The 16068-nt window shown below is 65.3% G+C and carries 10 protein-coding genes; 1 reads left to right on the forward strand and 9 read right to left on the reverse strand.

The window, feature by feature from the left end:
• Position 1: 1 nt before the first annotated feature.
• From BKA04_RS05940 to BKA04_RS05980, 9 genes are all read right to left on the reverse strand, one after another.
• Positions 2-436 carry a type IV pilus modification PilV family protein gene (locus tag BKA04_RS05940; RefSeq protein WP_104095585.1) on the reverse strand — a complete coding sequence of 145 codons (435 nt, stop codon included), beginning with the start codon at positions 434-436 and terminating at the stop codon, positions 2-4.
• 126 nt (positions 437-562) lie between these two features.
• Positions 563-1021, reverse strand: coding sequence for a type II secretion system protein (locus BKA04_RS05945; RefSeq protein ID WP_104095586.1), 459 nt, complete (start codon positions 1019-1021; stop codon positions 563-565).
• A 193-nt stretch (positions 1022-1214) separates the two neighbouring features.
• Positions 1215-2447 carry a type II secretion system F family protein gene (locus tag BKA04_RS05950; protein ID WP_104095587.1) on the reverse strand — a complete coding sequence of 411 codons (1233 nt, stop codon included), beginning with the start codon at positions 2445-2447 and terminating at the stop codon, positions 1215-1217.
• Position 2448: 1 nt separating this feature from the next.
• A complete protein-coding gene (locus BKA04_RS05955; RefSeq protein WP_269902553.1) occupies positions 2449-4134 on the reverse strand; it encodes a type IV pilus twitching motility protein PilT in 1686 nt (561 codons plus the stop codon).
• 34 nt (positions 4135-4168) lie between these two features.
• The gene (locus tag BKA04_RS05960) at positions 4169-5800 is read right to left on the reverse strand and encodes a GspE/PulE family protein (protein WP_174719818.1); all 1632 of its coding nucleotides are present in this window, start codon (positions 5798-5800) and stop codon (positions 4169-4171) included.
• A gap of 334 nt (positions 5801-6134) precedes the next feature.
• Positions 6135-10013 carry a DNA-directed RNA polymerase subunit beta' gene (locus tag BKA04_RS05965; RefSeq protein WP_104095589.1) on the reverse strand — a complete coding sequence of 1293 codons (3879 nt, stop codon included), beginning with the start codon at positions 10011-10013 and terminating at the stop codon, positions 6135-6137.
• Positions 10014-10059: 46 nt separating this feature from the next.
• Positions 10060-13566 (reverse strand): DNA-directed RNA polymerase subunit beta, encoded by a 3507-nt coding sequence (gene rpoB, locus BKA04_RS05970; RefSeq protein WP_104095590.1) that lies wholly within the window; start codon positions 13564-13566, stop codon positions 10060-10062.
• 235 nt (positions 13567-13801) lie between these two features.
• Positions 13802-14818, reverse strand: coding sequence for an agmatinase (speB, locus tag BKA04_RS05975; RefSeq protein WP_104095591.1), 1017 nt, complete (start codon positions 14816-14818; stop codon positions 13802-13804).
• A 33-nt stretch (positions 14819-14851) separates the two neighbouring features.
• Complete coding sequence (locus BKA04_RS05980; RefSeq protein WP_104095592.1) at positions 14852-15064, reverse strand: hypothetical protein; 213 nt, start codon at positions 15062-15064, stop codon at positions 14852-14854.
• A gap of 134 nt (positions 15065-15198) precedes the next feature.
• On the opposite strand from BKA04_RS05980, the gene BKA04_RS05985 reads away from it, so the two are divergent.
• Positions 15199-16053, forward strand: coding sequence for a spermidine synthase (locus BKA04_RS05985; RefSeq protein WP_104095593.1), 855 nt, complete (start codon positions 15199-15201; stop codon positions 16051-16053).
• Positions 16054-16068 lie beyond the last annotated feature (15 nt).

Consider the following 16068-nt stretch of genomic DNA (forward strand, 5'->3'; position numbering starts at 1 on the left):
GTCACGACCCCGTGATGAAGAGGTAGGTCGTGGTCGACGTGACGGTGACGCCGGTGTCGTGCCGTGTCACGGTGACCGTGATCGGGACCGAGGCCGGGTTCTCCGGAGTGGCGGTGCACGAGCTCACCGTGGTGGCGACCGTGAGCACGACCCCTCTGGCGTCCGTGACGTTGACGGTCGCCGGAGTCAGTTCGCTGCACGTGGTCCAGGTTCGCACGTGCTCGAGCTCGTCGTTCGCGAGCTGGGTCGCCGTGGCCAGGGTGGCGTTCGACGCCGCCTGCTTGAGGCCCTGCACCAGGACGGGGACGAGGGCGGTGGCGAGAATCGCCAGGAGCATCATGGAGATCACGATCTCGATCAGCCCGACACCCGCCTCGTTGCGGGTCGGGTTCGACTCGGACGATCGAGCGGCGAGCCGCCTGCGATTGGTGTTCACGTTCCCTCCCCCCAAGGTTTCGTGATGGAGTGTTCGCTACGACACCGTCGGGTGGTCGGTATCGGAGTTAACTGCTGACGATGGGGCGCCACCCGCATGGCAGCGCCCCATCATCACTGGTTCTTCTTAGCAGCCACCGTCCTGGACGCCATCGGCGTCAGTGACGTGGAAGCTCGTTCCCGGGTCGCTCACCTTCGGCGCCTGGATGCAGAAGGCCGGCCAGGTAGCCGTAGTTCCGTACGTCAGTGTGGTTGCGCCACCGTTGTCGGTGAACTCGCTCTGGGTGAAGCCGTAGTTCGTTCCCGCCGCAGTGCCACCGAGCGTCGCCTTGTCGAGCGTCGGCGCGGTCGCGCTTGCCGGGTTGTCCGTGGCCCAGGCGATGACGGCGATCTTCGCGTTCGCGAGGTCGGTCTTCACCGCACTGTCCTTGGAGCTGTTCTGAACCCCGATGTAGATCGGGATCGCGATCGCGGCGAGAATGCCGATGATGATGACGACGACGAGCAGCTCGATGAGGGTGAAGCCCTCTTCGCGCTTGATACCTTTGCGCCGGTCGTTCAGCGCCTTGTTAGCTTTGAGCAACATTTTTTCATTTCCTGTCTTGTTTAAGGAACATGGACAGGGCCCCCAAATGACCCCCACCACTCATGCTGGCCCCGGTTCCCGCCGCATGTAATCCCACAAAGGGGGGACATCCGGCATTTCCACACCCCCAGTGGTGGGGGCAACGAGGCCCGGTATTCAGTTGTATTCTCGGGAACCGCCCCGCTCGACGGCGTTATTTGTTGAGCAGGGTGAAGATGTTGAAGATCGGCAGGTAGAGCGCCACGATCATGCCACCGACGACGACGCCGAGGAACGCGATCATGAGCGGCTCGATGCTCGCCGTGAGCGACTCCGTCGCCGACTGCACCTCTTCGTCGTAGAAGTCGGCGACTTTCGCGAGCATCTGCTCGAGGGCGCCGGCATCCTCACCGACCGAGATCATCTGCGTGACCATGGGCGGGAACACCTTCTCCTGGCTGAGCGGCTCCGCCACGGTCTTGCCCTGGCGCACAGACTCCGCGACCTTGCGCAGGGCCTCCTCCATGACCCAGTTCCCCGACGTCTCGCCCACGATGTTGAGCACCTGCAGGATCGGGACGCCGGCCGCCATCATGGCCGAGAAGTTGCGACTGAAGCGCGCGATCGCGATCTTCTTGAACAGGTTGCCGAAGACCGGAAGCTTCAGCTTGATCGGATCGACGACCTTGCGCACCGCGATGGTGTTCTTGTTCTTCTGCCACCAGACCGAGAACACGAGAATGGCGACGATGAGCAGCGGCAGGAACCACCACATGATGCTCGACAGCCAGACGAGAATCTGCGTGGGGAGCGGAAGCTGACCGCCGAACCCCTCGAACAGGTTCTTGAACACCGGCACGATGAACACGAGCATCGCGATCACCGCGAGGATCGCCATGAAGAACACGATCACCGGGTAGGTCATGGCCGACTTGATCGTGCCGCGCAGCTTGACCTCGGACTCGAAGTTCTTCGCCACCGAGAGCAGCGCGTTGTCGAGGAACCCGCCGGTCTCACCCGCGCGGATGAGGCTGATCATGATCGGCGGGAACACCCGGCTGTGGCGTGCGGTCGCATCGGAGAGAGACGAACCCGACTCGACCTCGCGGGTGATCGAGGTCAGGATCTTCTTGAGTTCCTTGTTCTCCGTCTGATCGGTGATGATCGTGAGCGTACGCAGGAGCGAGAGACCCGAGGTGATCATGGTCGCCATCTGACGGCTCATGACGGCGAGATCCTTGAGCTTGACCTTCGCGCCGAAGGACCCCAGGTTGATCTCCATCTGGAGACCGCTTCCTCCCGAGGCCTCCTGGATCGACAGTGGTGAGATGCCCATGGTGCGCAGGCGGTTCGCCACCGCGCCCTCGGTCGCGGCATCGATGCGGCCCTTCACCATCTTGCCCTCGGTGTCGCGGCCCTTATAGGCGAAGGTGGCTACGGAGGCCATGTCAGTTGGCCTTCCGCGCGAATCCGTCGCCGAAGTTGGACGCCGCCGAGGCCATCTGCTGCGCGATGTCCCCGCCGCCAGGGTCAGCGCGGTGGATGAGCGCCTTCAGCCCTTCGATGTCGTGCGCCTTCTCGATCGCGGCGGCGTGCGTGATCTTTCCCTTGTCGACGAGCTCGGCGAGGTGCTGGTCCATCGTGAACATGCCCAGTTCGCGACCGGCTTGCAGTGCGGTCTGGATCTGGTACGTCTTGCCCTCGCGGATGAGGTTCGCGATGGCCGGAGTGATGACCATGACCTCGGTGGCGACGACGCGTCCCTTGCCGCTCGCGACCTTGACCAGGGTCTGGCAGACGACACCCTGGAGCGTCGCGGCGAGCTGCGCACGCACCTGCTCCTGGGCGTGAGGTGGGAACACGTCGATGACGCGGTCGATCGTCTGCGCGGCATCCTGCGTGTGCAGCGTCGCGAAGACGAGGTGCCCGGTCTCCGCCGCCGTGAGCGCGACGGAAATCGTCTCGAGGTCTCGAAGCTCACCGATGAGGATGACGTCGGGGTCCTGGCGCAGAACGTGCTTGAGCGCCTGGGCGAAGCTGTGGGTGTCACTGCCCACCTCGCGCTGGTTGATGAGCGAACGCTTGTTGCCGTGCATGAACTCGATCGGGTCCTCGACCGTCACGATGTGGTCCGTGCGGGTGCGGTTCACCAGGTCGATGAGCGCGGCGAGCGTCGTCGACTTACCAGAACCGGTAGGGCCGGTCACGAGCACGAGGCCGCGAGCGAGCTCGGCGAACCGCGCCACCGTATCCGGAACACCCAACTGCTCCAGCGGCTTGATCTCCGTCGGGATGAGACGGAACGCCCCGCCGACGGAATCCCGCTGCTGGTAGAAGTTGACCCGGAACCGAGCGTTCTCCGATACCGCGAACGCGAAGTCGAGTTCCAGCTCCTGCTCGAACGTCTCCCTCTGGGCCTTGGTCAGGATGCTGTGGAGCGCATCGGTCACGCGCTCGCGACCCCATACGTCCGCCCCCTCGACCGGGGTCAGCGAACCATCGACGCGGAGCATGGGTGGCGCGTTGGATGTGACGTGAAGGTCGGATGCCGTGAGCCGGACGACCTCCTGAAGTGCCGCGATGAGGTCCGGGTCGGCACCGGGGTGCGGACTGAAGCCGGTCTCGACGCGCCCAAGAGGATCGATGTCCTCGAGCAGCGTGTCCATGACCGGAGGAGCCAGGGCCGAAACGGATGCGGGTACCGGTGCCGCGGGCGGCGCGGACTGGGCGGCGGGTGCCGGCACAGCGGCCTGGCCTGCGGGTACCGGCACAGGGGCCTGGCCCGCCGGCGGCTGCTGCTGCGCCATGACTGGCGCGGCAGGCGGAACGACCGGCGGAGCCAAGGTGACGGGAAGTGCTGCGGACTGCGGTACGACCTGCGGCGGAGCCATGGGAGGCAACGGCGCCGACACCGGTGGAGGCATGATCGGCGGACCCGCCTGCTGCGGTGCCGCCGGCTGAACCACCTGCGGGCTCGGCATACCCGGCATCGCCGGAGGCGGCGCCGTCTGGTACGGACTCGGCGCAACCGGTGGAGTGACGGCGGGCACGGAGTTCGGCTGCGCCGCGTGGGTGCGCGGGCGCAGCCCGTCGTTATCGTCGTAAACCGGAATCTCGTGAATCTGCTTGCTCATCAGGTACCCCCCTAAGGTCCTTTTACGCCCGAACTCAGGCGACGACTCTCAAAATCTCTTCGACCGAGGTGAGACCCATCTGGGCCTTCATCCAGCCATCCATCCGCAGCGGGATCATCCCCTGCGACCGCGCGGTGCGTGCAATGTCGGCGGCGGAGGCGCGGTCGACGGCGAGACGTTCGATCTCCTCCGTCACCAGCATGACCTCGTGCACGGCGATGCGGCCACGATAACCGGTCCCGGAGCACGTCTGGCATCCGACCGGACGGAACAGCGTGGGAAGCGGCTGGGTCGGCTCGAACCCAACCCGCAGGTTCACCAACTCGTTCGGATTCGGCTGGTAGGCCTCCTTGCACCTGTCGCACAGGCGGCGCGCAAGACGCTGGGCCACGACGCAGTCGAGTGCGGAGCCGACGAGGAACGGTTCGATCTCCATCTCCGTGAGCCTCGTCACGGCGCTCGGGGCGTCGTTGGTGTGCAGCGTGGAGAGCACGAGGTGGCCGGTGAGGGCTGCCTCGATGGCGATCTGGGCGGTCTCGTGGTCGCGGATCTCACCGAGGAGCACGACATCCGGGTCGGAACGCAGGATGCTGCGCAGCGCGCTCGCGAACGTCAGCCCCGCCTTCGGGTTCACCTGCACCTGGTTGATGCCGGGCATCCGGTACTCCACCGGGTCCTCGACGGTGATGACGTTGATCTCCGGACGAGCCACCGCATGCAGCGTCGTGTACAGGGTCGTCGACTTACCGGAACCGGTCGGGCCGGTCACCAGGATCATGCCGTACGGCTTCGTGAACGATGACCGGTAGGCCGTCATGTTCTCGTCGAGCATCGCCAGGTCGTTGAGCGACATCGTCGACTCTGCGTTGTCGAGAATACGCATGACGACCTTCTCACCCCACACGGTCGGCAGGGTTGCGACGCGGAGGTCGATCTTGCGGCCGCCATGGCTGACCGACATGCGGCCGTCCTGCGGCTTGCGGCGCTCCGCGATGTCGATGTCGCTCATGATCTTCAGACGGGAGATGACACCGTTCTGGATGGACTTCGGAGCCTGCTGCATCTCATGCAGCACGCCGTCGATGCGGTAGCGGACGTTCAGTTGGCGCTCGGCGGGTTCGATGTGGATGTCGGACGCACGGTCCTGGATGGCCTGGCTGATGAGCAGGTTCACGAAGCGCACGATCGGCGCGTCGTCCTGCTGGGCCTCCTGTTGGCCGGCGAGCGCAAGATCAGTGCCGGCGCTCTCCTCCTCGAGCTCGGTCGTCAGATCGCTGAGCTCACCGTCGGCACGATGGAAACGGTCGATCGCACTGATCAGGTCGTTGCGTTCCGCGACGACAAGATGGATCTGAAGCCGAGTCGCCGCGCGCACGTCATCAATGGCGAAGACATTCCCGGGGTCTACCATGGCGAGAGTTAGGGAGTCCTCACTCATGGCGATCGGCAACACTTCGTGACGACGGCACAGCGAAGCTGCGACGAGAGATACTGCAGTGCGATCGACCGGGTATTCCAGCAGCTCCACGAAAGGCAGGCCCGCCTGGGCCGCACGCGCGGAAGCCACCTGGGCTTCAGTGAGCACACCCTGTTCGACGAGGGCGCGAACGGAAAGTTCTTCCTCGCCCCAACCGCCAGGAATGCTGTCGAGACTCTCAATCGGCATAACGCCACGAAGAATCAGAATCTCAGTCAACGAAGCCACGGAACTCTCCCCTAAAATTGTTCCCCCGAAGACGAGGACCTCGCATCGGGTGGTGCGAAGATACCTCGTCGAATAGCAAATCTAACTCGACCGTGTCGTTGCACGCCATACCCGCTATCGGGGGGTATACGCGGCTGCGCAGCATTGCGGGTGTCAATTCGTGGTGTCGCGTCGCGGATGGGATAGTCGATCCTCCGCTCAAACAGTGAAGGCCTGGTCCAACCCTTTCCGGGTCAGGCCAGGCCTTCACAACTCGCTCGCAGATCGACTATCCCATCCGCGCCACTCCAGTGATCTAGGAGTAAGTGCCGGGCGTGAAGTCGTCGCTGCTGAACGTGTCGAAGTCGACGAACGACAGGTCGGACTCGGTGAACGATGACTCGTCGGAGTAGATCCGGTTCGGATACCGCTCCGCCTTCGCCTCCTCCGTCGCGTCCACGGAGATGTTCCGGTACACCGGCAGTCCTGTCCCCGCGGGGATGAGCTTTCCGATGATGACGTTCTCCTTGAGTCCCATGAGCGGATCCGACTTGCCCTCCATGGCGGCCTGCGTGAGAACACGCGTGGTCTCCTGGAACGACGCTGCGGACAGCCACGACTCCGTCGCGAGGCTCGCCTTGGTGATGCCCATGACCTCCTGGCGGGCGGATGCCGTCTTCTTGCCCTCGGTGAGCGCGGCACGGTTCAACTCGTTGTACCGCGAACGGTCGACGAGCTCGCCGGGCAGAAGGCCAGTGTCGCCGTGGTCGACGACCGTGACCTTGCGGAGCATCTGGCGGACGATGACCTCGATGTGCTTGTCGTGGATCGGAACACCCTGCGACCGGTAGACGCCCTGGACGCCACCGACGAGGTGCTCCTGCACCGCACGCACACCGCGAACCCGCAGAACCTCCTTGGGGTCGACCGCGCCGACGTGCAGCTGCTGGCCGAGCTCGACGTGCTCGCCGTCCTCGACGAGGAGCGTCGCGCGCTTGAGCACGGGGTACGCGATCTCCTCGTCGCCGTTGTCCGGCGTGAGGATCAGCTTGCGGCTGCGGTCGGTGTCCTCGATCGTGATACGACCGGCGGCCTCCGCGATCGGGCTCGCGCCCTTCGGGGTGCGGGCCTCGAACAGCTCGGTCACACGGGGAAGACCCTGCGTGATGTCATCCGCCGACGCAACACCACCGGTGTGGAAGGTACGCATCGTGAGCTGCGTTCCGGGCTCACCGATCGACTGGGCGGCGATGATGCCCACCGCTTCGCCGATGTCGACGAGCTTGCCGGTGGCGAGCGACCGTCCGTAGCACGCGGCGCACACACCGACAGCCGACTCGCAGGTCAGCACGGAGCGGACCTTCGCGTGGGTGATCCCCGCTGCGATGAGCTTGGCGATGAGCACGTCGCCGACGTCGTCTCCGGCCTCGGCCACCACGTTGCCCTTGGCATCCGTCGCATCCTCGGCGAGGCTGCGCGCGTAGAGCGAGTTCTCGATGTTCGGGTCTGCGACGAGCACACCCTCCGAGTTCACCGATGCGACGAGCAGGTCGAGACCCTTCGTCGTGCCGCAGTCGTCCTCGCGGATGATGACATCCTGGGAGACGTCGACGAGACGACGCGTGAGGTAGCCCGAGTCGGCCGTGCGCAGCGCCGTGTCCGCCAGTCCCTTGCGGGCACCGTGCGTGGCGATGAAGTACTCGGCGACCGAGAGGCCCTCACGGTAGCTCGAGATGATCGGACGCGGGATGATCTCACCCTTCGGGTTCGACACGAGACCGCGCATACCGGCGATCTGGCGGACCTGCATCCAGTTACCACGAGCACCGGAGGTGACCATCCGGTTGATGGTGTTGTCATCCGGCATGTTGTCTTCCATCGCCTTCGCGACTTCAGCGGTTGCCTTGTTCCAGATCTCGATGAGTTCCTGGCGACGCTCGGCGTCGGTCGTGAGACCCTTCTCGAACTGGGACTGGACCTTCGAGGCCTGCTTCTCGTAGCCCTCGATGATCTGCCGCTTGTTCGGCGGCGTGAGGATGTCGGACAGCGCGACGGTGACGCCCGAGCGGGTCGCCCAGTGGAATCCGGCATCCTTCACACGGTCGAGAGTCGCGGCGACCTCCACCTTGGGGTAGCGCTCCGCGAGATCGTTGACGATCCCGGAGAGTGCGCCCTTGTCGGCGACGGCTTCGACGTACGGGTAGTCCGCGGGAAGCGTCTCATTGAAGAGCGCGCGACCGAGGGTCGTCTCCTTGAGCACCGGCCCGCCCGTGTAGCCCTCGGGGGTCTGCCCGGCGGGGAACACGACATCCGTGAGGCGGATGCGGACCTTCGCGTTGAGGTCGAGCGTGCCCTGGTCCATCGCGAGCACGGCCTCCGCGACGCTCGAGAATGCGCGGCCTTCGCCGACGACACCCTCCTTGAGCGTTGTCAGGTGGTGCAGGCCGATGATCATGTCCTGCGTGGGCAGGGTCACTGGACGGCCATCCGACGGCTTCAGGATGTTGCTCGACGCGAGCATCAGGATGCGCGCCTCGGCCTGAGCCTCGACCGACAGCGGCAGATGAACCGCCATCTGGTCGCCGTCGAAGTCGGCGTTGAACGCGGCGCACACGAGCGGGTGGAGCTGAATGGCCTTGCCCTCCACGAGCTGCGGCTCGAACGCCTGGATACCCAGACGGTGAAGGGTCGGTGCGCGGTTCAGCAGCACGGGGCGCTCGCGGATGATCTCCTCGAGCACGTCCCACACCTGCGGGCGGCTCCGCTCGACCATGCGCTTCGCGCTCTTGATGTTCTGCGCGTGGCTCAGGTCGATGAGGCGCTTGATGACGAACGGCTTGAACAGCTCGAGCGCCATCTGCTTCGGAAGACCGCACTGGTGAAGCTTGAGCTGCGGGCCGACGACGATGACCGAACGACCGGAGTAGTCGACGCGCTTGCCGAGCAGGTTCTGGCGGAACCGGCCCTGCTTGCCCTTGAGCATGTCGCTCAGGGACTTGAGCGCACGGTTGCCGGTGCCCGTGACCGGGCGGCCACGGCGGCCGTTGTCGAACAGGGCGTCGACGGCCTCCTGCAGCATCCGCTTTTCGTTGTTCACGATGATCTCCGGTGCGCCGAGGTCGAGCAGGCGGCGGAGGCGGTTGTTGCGGTTGATCACACGGCGGTACAGGTCGTTGAGGTCGGAGGTCGCGAAACGGCCACCGTCGAGCTGCACCATGGGGCGGAGCTCCGGCGGGATGACCGGGACGACCTCGAGCACCATGGCGGCCGGCGAGTTGCCGGTCTGCAGGAACGAGTTGACGACGCGCAGACGCTTGATCGCGCGGATCTTCTTCTGGCCCTTGCCGTTGGCGATCTCGTCGTGGAGGTTGTCGGACTCGGCCCGGAGGTCGAACGCCTGCAGGCGCTTCTGGATGGCCTCGGCGCCCATGAACGCCTCGAAGTAGATGCCGAACCGATCCTGGAGTTCGTGGAAGACGGAATCCTCCGGCTTCAGGTCGCCGACCTTCAGGTTGCGGAAGTCCTCCCACACGCGCTCGAGCTGGTTGATCTGCTCGTCGAAGGACTTACGGGTCTGGCCCATCTCCTTCTCGGCAGCATCCTTCGTGCGGCGCTTCTGGTCGGCCTTGGCGCCCTCTTCCTCCAGGGCGGCGAGGTCGGTCTCCAGGCGCTGGAGGCGATCGGCGACGCGGGCGTCGCGCTGGTTCTCCAGCTCCTTCATCTCGAGGCGGATCTCGTTCTCGAGACCGGGCAGGTCGGCGTGACGGCCTTCCTCATCCACCGAGATGACCATGTATGCGGCGAAGTAGATGACCTTCTCGAGGTCCTTCGGCGCCATGTCGAGCAGGTAACCGAGACGGCTCGGGACGCCCTTGAAGTACCAGATGTGGGTGACCGGTGCTGCGAGCTCGATGTGGCCCATGCGCTCGCGGCGCACGCTGGACTTGGTGACCTCCACCCCACAGCGCTCGCACACGATGCCCTTGAAGCGCACGCGCTTGTACTTGCCGCACGAGCACTCCCAGTCGCGGCTCGGACCGAAGATCTGCTCGCCGAACAGGCCGTCCTTCTCCGGCTTGAGCGTGCGGTAGTTGATCGTTTCCGGCTTCTTCACCTCGCCGTGGGACCACTTGCGGATGTCCTCCGCCGTAGCGAGTCCGATACGAAGCTCATCAAACGTAGTGACGTCGAGCAATGTTTCTCCTAATGCCTAATTCGTTGAGAAGTTGATGGGCCGCGGGCTAGATCTCGTCGATCGACGAGTTCTCGAACCGGGCGGAGATGTTGATGCCGAGCTCCTCAGCAGCACGGAAGACCTCGTCATCCGTGTCCTTGAGGCTCACCGCCGTGCCGTCCGCCGAAAGCACTTCGACGTTGAGGCACAGCGACTGCATCTCCTTGATGAGCACCTTGAAGCTCTCGGGGATACCCGGCTCCTGGATGTTCTCGCCCTTGACGATCGCCTCGTACACCTTGACGCGGCCGAGGATGTCGTCGGACTTGATCGTGAGCAGCTCCTGCAGCGCATATGCGGCGCCGTAGGCCTCGAGCGCCCACACCTCCATCTCGCCGAAGCGCTGGCCGCCGAACTGGGCCTTACCGCCGAGCGGCTGCTGGGTGATCATCGAGTACGGACCCGTCGAGCGTGCGTGGATCTTGTCGTCGACAAGGTGGTGCAGCTTCAGGATGTACATGTATCCGACCGACACCGGCTCCGGGAACGGCTCGCCGCTACGACCATCGAACAACCGGGTCTTACCGGTCGAGTCGATGAGGCGGTCTCCGTCGCGCGTCTTCGTCGTGGAGTCGAGCAGACCCTCGATCTCGGACTCGAGCGCACCGTCGAACACCGGCGTCGCGACCTTGGTGCCCGGCGCAGCCTTGTACGCGGACTCCGGGATCTTCGCGGCCCACTTCGGCTTGCCCTCGATCTCCCAGCCCTGCTTCGCCACCCATCCGAGGTGGGTCTCGAGCACCTGGCCGAAGTTCATCCGGCCGGGGATGCCGAGCGGGTTCAGGATGATGTCCACCGGGGTTCCGTCGGCGAGGAACGGCATGTCCTCCACCGGCAGGATCTTCGAGATGACGCCCTTGTTGCCGTGGCGGCCGGCGAGCTTGTCGCCCTCGGTGATCTTGCGCTTCTGGGCGATGAACACGACCACGCGCTGGTTGACGCCGGAGCCGAGCTCGTCATCGCCATCCGTCGCGTCGAAGACCTTGACGCCGATGATCGTTCCCTCCTCACCGTGCGGAACCTTGAGGCTCGTGTCACGGACCTCGCGGCTCTTCTCGTTGAAGATCGCGCGCAGCAGGCGCTCCTCCGCGGAGAGCTCGGTCTCGCCCTTCGGCGTGACCTTTCCGACGAGGATGTCGCCCGGGCGGACCTCGGCGCCGATGCGGATGATGCCGCGCTCGTCGAGATCGGCCAGCAGCTCCGGGCTGACATTGGGGAGGTCACGGGTGATCTCCTCCTTGCCGAGCTTCGTGTCGCGGGCGTCGACCTCGTACTCCTCGATGTGGATCGAGGAGAGCACGTCGTCCTTCACGAGGTTCTGGCTGAGGATGATGGCGTCCTCGAAGTTGTGGCCCTCCCACGGCATGAACGCGACGAGGAGGTTCTTGCCGAGCGCGAGCTCGCCCTTCTCGGTCGCGGGGCCGTCGGCGATGACCTCGCCGGCCTCGACGCGGTCGCCCGCGTTCACGATCACACGGTGGTTGTAGCTCGTGCCCTGGTTGGAGCGGTCGAACTTGCGCAGGTAGTAGTCCTGCGTTCCGCCCGCGTCCAGCTGCACCGTCACGACATCCGCGGAGACCTCGGCGACGACACCGGCGGCATCCGCCGTGAGAACGTCTCCGGCGTCGATGGCCGCATAGCCCTCCATGCCGGTACCGACGAGGGGGCTCTCACTCATGAGGAGCGGAACGGCCTGGCGCTGCATGTTCGCGCCCATGAGGGCGCGGTTCGCATCGTCGTGCTCGAGGAACGGGATGAGGGAGGTCGCGACCGACACCATCTGGCGCGGGGAGACATCCATGTAGCCGATCTCCTCCACCGGGAAGAGGTCGACCTCTCCGCCCTTCGAGCGGGCGAGGACGCGGTCCTCGGCGAAGCGCGAGTCGCTCGTGAGCGGCGCGTTGGCCTGAGCGACGACGAACTCGTCTTCCTCACTCGCGGTGAGATAGTCGATCGTCTCGGTGACCTTGCCCTTGACCACGCGGCGGTACGGGGTCTCGATGAACCCGAACGAGTTGATCCGGGCGAACGATGCGAGAGATCCGATCAGGCCGATGTTCGGGCCTTCGGGAGTCTCGATCGGGCACATGCGGCCGTAGTGGGACGGGTGGACGTCACGGACCTCGACGCCGGCGCGCTCACGGGAGAGGCCGCCGGGGCCGAGCGCGGACAGGCGGCGCTTGTGGGTCAGGCCCGCGAGCGGGTTGTTCTGGTCCATGAACTGCGAGAGCTGGGACGTTCCGAAGAACTCCTTGATCGCGGCGACGACAGGGCGCACGTTGATCAGGGTCTGCGGGGTGATCGCCTCGATGTCCTGCGTCGTCATCCGCTCGCGCACGACGCGCTCCATGCGGGACAGACCCGTGCGCACCTGGTTCTGAATGAGCTCGCCGACCGCGCGGATGCGGCGGTTGCCGAAGTGGTCGATGTCGTCCACGTCGAGGCGGATGTCCACCTTCTTGCCCTCGCGCGTGCCGGGGATCGTCTTCTGCTCTTCGTGCAGCGCGACAAGATACTTGATCGTCGCGATGATGTCTTCCTGGCTCAGCACCGAGTTGGACAGCGGAGCCTCGAGGCCCAGCTTGCGGTTGATCTTGTAGCGGCCGACCTTCGCGAGGTCGTAGCGCTTCGAGTTGAAGTAGAAGTTGTCGAGGAGTGCGCGAGCGGCCTCCGCGGCCACCTGCTCGCCCGGGCGCAGCTTGCGGTAGATGTCCTTGAGCGCCTCCTCCTTCGTGAGGATGGTGTCCTTCTCGAGTGTCGCCTCGATCGACGCGTATCCCTTGAAGGCTTCGAGGATCTCCTCGCTCGTCATGCCGAGCGCCTTGAGGAAGACCGTCACGGACTGCTTGCGCTTGCGGTCGATGCGCACGCCGACCTGGTCGCGCTTGTCGATCTCGAACTCGAGCCATGCGCCACGGCTCGGGATGATGCGGGCGGAGTAGATGTCCTTGTCCGACGTCTTCTCCTGCACTCGGTCGAAGTAGACGCCGGGCGACCGGACCAGCTGGGAGACGACGACGCGCTCCGTGCCGTTGATGACGAAGGTGCCCTTCGGGGTCATGAGCGGGAAGTCGCCCATGAAGACCGTCTGCGTCTTGATCTCACCGGTGAGGTGGTTCATGAACTCGGCCTCGACGTAGAGCGGAGCGGAGTAGGTCTTGCCCTTCTCCTTGCACTCGTCGATCGTGTACTTCTTCTCCTCGAGGAACGGGTTCGTGAAGGAGAGCTGCATCGTCTCACCGAGGTCCTCGATGGGCGAGATCTCTTCGAAGATCTCCTCGAGCCCGGTGAGCGACGGGAGGTCCTGGCGACCGGCGGCCTTCGCCGCGGCAGCGCGTTCCTTCCACAGGTCGTTGCCCACGAGCCAATCGAAGCTCTCGGTCTGCAGAGCCAGAAGGTCGGGGACCGTCAGGGTGTCAGTGATCTTCGCGAACGAGAGACGCTCTGCAGAGCGACCGTTCTTGAGGGACTTCTTGGATGAATTCGAGGTGGATGCGTTGCGCGCAGCAGCCAAGGAAATAACCTCCGGTGGCCTTCATGGGCCGGTTACAGTCGGTGATGTGTGGGCTTCACGACTCGCCAGATCCCATTGGCCGGAGCCCATGGGAATATGCCGCTGGGCTGAACTGTCCGGGCATGCGCGGCCGACCGCAATATGAAGGCAGAGATTATCTGGGAGCGCAAGGAACAACTATAGGCCGGATTTTCCGGCGTGTCCAGTTAAATCTTGACCGGCTCTGAAATCTGCGCTATAAGGCGCCCTTGTTCTTGTATGCCATGGCGGCGAGGGCCTCCCAGATGAGTCCGTGCGCGTTGTTGATCGTGATGTCGGCGTGGTCGTAGGCGGGGGCGACCTCCATGACATCCATCGCCACGACGTTCGTGTCGAGCACGATCTGACGCACGATGCGCAGCAGGTCGATGGGCGCGAAGCCGCCGGGCGCCGGCGTGCCGGTCGCGGGTGCGAAGCCGGGGTCGAGGACATCGATGTCGATCGAGAGGTAGATCGCGTCGGTTCCGTCGAGCGCCTCGGCGATGACATCCTTCATGACGTCCTTCGCTCCGCGCTCCCAGACCTCCTGCATGGGGTGGTGCCGCAGGCCGTTGTCGCGCATCCACTTCTGGTCCTCTTCGCCCGGCCAGTACCCGCGCAGGCCGACCTGGATGAAGTTGTGCCCGGGGATCGCGCCGGACTCGATGAGCCGGCGCATGGGAGAGCCGTGGCTCGCCAGGTTTCCGTCGATGTGCTCAGCGGTGTCGGCGTGTGCATCGAAGTGGATCATGCCCACGTTGCCGAACCCGTGATGCTCCGCGACGGCGGTGGCTGCGGGCCAGGTGATCGAATGGTCGCCGCCGAGAATGATGGGGATGATGCCGCGACTGGCGATCTCCCCGACCCGCTGGTGGATGGCCTCCTTCGACGGCTCCCACATGCCGTGGCTCATGATGGCGTCGCCGTAGTCGATGACCTCGAGGTGGTCGAACATCTCGACCTGCAGGTCGAGGTGGTAGGTGCCGGGGTCGTAGGCGTTCGCGCGCATGGCCCTCGGTCCGAAACGGGCACCGGGCCGGTTCGTGGTGTTGTCGTCCCACGGCGCGCCGACGATCGCGACATCCGGTTGCCACTCATCGAGCTGCTCCGGCTCGGTGAGCAGCGGGCGCATGCCGAAGGTCGCCGGCCCCTGGAACGAGGACGCGTCGAGCTGGGTGCGCATCCCCGGCGGCAGGACGCGCTTCGGTTCGGGCTTCTGTGCTGCGAGGCTCATGGCCTCGACACTAGCGCCCTTCGCAGGCTTCGATCACTCGCGATCAATGCCGAACTCCCGGCGCATGAGCAGTTGGACGTCGCGACCGATGCCGTCGATCTTGCCCCCGAGTTCACCACGCAAGCCACTGACCTCGCTGCGCACGACCCGCACGAAGAGCGTCGAGACCGTTGTGAGCATGCCGAACATGAGGGCCGTGAAGACGCCGATCATCGTCCACACCTGCGGTTCGGTCAACGGGATCACTCTCCTATTCTCGCCTTGCCTTCCCGAGAATGCCAGCGGTTGCCGGGGTACCCCTCACGCCGGCGGCAACGGCGAGCAACTCCGGCATCCGGATCCTGCGAGGGAGAGGTCCCGCCGTGTGCGAAGGTGAAGGAGTGAAGGCGAATCCGTCGGTGGTCCTGCAGCTGAGCGGATTCCGCGCGGTCATCGAGCCCGACCGCTGGGTGCCGGGCTCGTACACGCTCGTCGTCGACGGGACGCCCCAATCGCACGTGAACATCGAGGACCCGTCGCAGCTCTTCTTCGAGTACATCCAGCGGATGGGCCACGTCATCGATCTGCTGAAACTGCCGGGAGCGCCCATCACCGCGGTGCACCTCGGGGCCGGCGCGCTCACACTGCCTCGCTACATCGAGGCGACCCGCCCCGGATCGCGCCAGCAGGTCATCGAGCTCGAGCCGGACCTCGTCGACCTTGTCCGGCGGGTGATTCCGTGGTCGAAGCAGGCATCCATCAGGGTGCGCTACGGCGATGCGCGCGAGGTCATCGGTCGGTTGCCGGAGGGACTTCGCGGCCAGGTCGATCTGCTCATCGTGGATGTGTTCGGCGGGGCCCGCACGCCGGCCCACGTGACGAGCGCGGAGTTCTACCGTGACGCGGTGAGCCTGCTCGCGCCGGACGGAATCGTGCTCGTGAACGTGGCGGATGGGCCCGGGCTCGCCTTCGCGCGCGGGCAGGCCGCCACGCTGTCGTCGACGATCGGGCACGTTGCGGCACTCGCCGAGCCGCAGATCCTCAAGGGACGCCGGTTCGGCAACGTCGTGCTCGCCGGCTCGGCTCGGCCGCTCCCCCTCGAGTGGATGCCGCGCCTGCTCGCCGGCGGACCGCATCCCGCGAAGGTCGTCACCGGCCGCGAACTCACCGACTGGATCGCCGGGGCGCTCGTCGTGACGGATACGACGGCGATCGCCTCCCCGCTGCCCTCGGCGAGCATCTTCCGCCAGCGCTGACGCGCGCACGGTTGG

This window comes from Terrimesophilobacter mesophilus, from assembly GCF_014200375.1.
In the GTDB taxonomy this organism is placed as follows: domain Bacteria; phylum Actinomycetota; class Actinomycetes; order Actinomycetales; family Microbacteriaceae; genus Terrimesophilobacter; species Terrimesophilobacter mesophilus.

Coding starts and splice junctions, on each gene's coding strand:
- BKA04_RS05945 (WP_104095586.1), bottom strand. CDS start 1,021: ATGTTGCTCAAAGCTAACAAGGCGCTGAACGACCGGCGCAAAGGTATC.
- BKA04_RS05950 (WP_104095587.1), bottom strand. CDS start 2,447: ATGGCCTCCGTAGCCACCTTCGCCTATAAGGGCCGCGACACCGAGGGC.
- BKA04_RS05955 (WP_269902553.1), bottom strand. CDS start 4,134: ATGAGCAAGCAGATTCACGAGATTCCGGTTTACGACGATAACGACGGG.
- BKA04_RS05960 (WP_174719818.1), bottom strand. CDS start 5,800: ATGCCGATTGAGAGTCTCGACAGCATTCCTGGCGGTTGGGGCGAGGAA.
- speB (WP_104095591.1), bottom strand. CDS start 14,818: ATGAGCCTCGCAGCACAGAAGCCCGAACCGAAGCGCGTCCTGCCGCCG.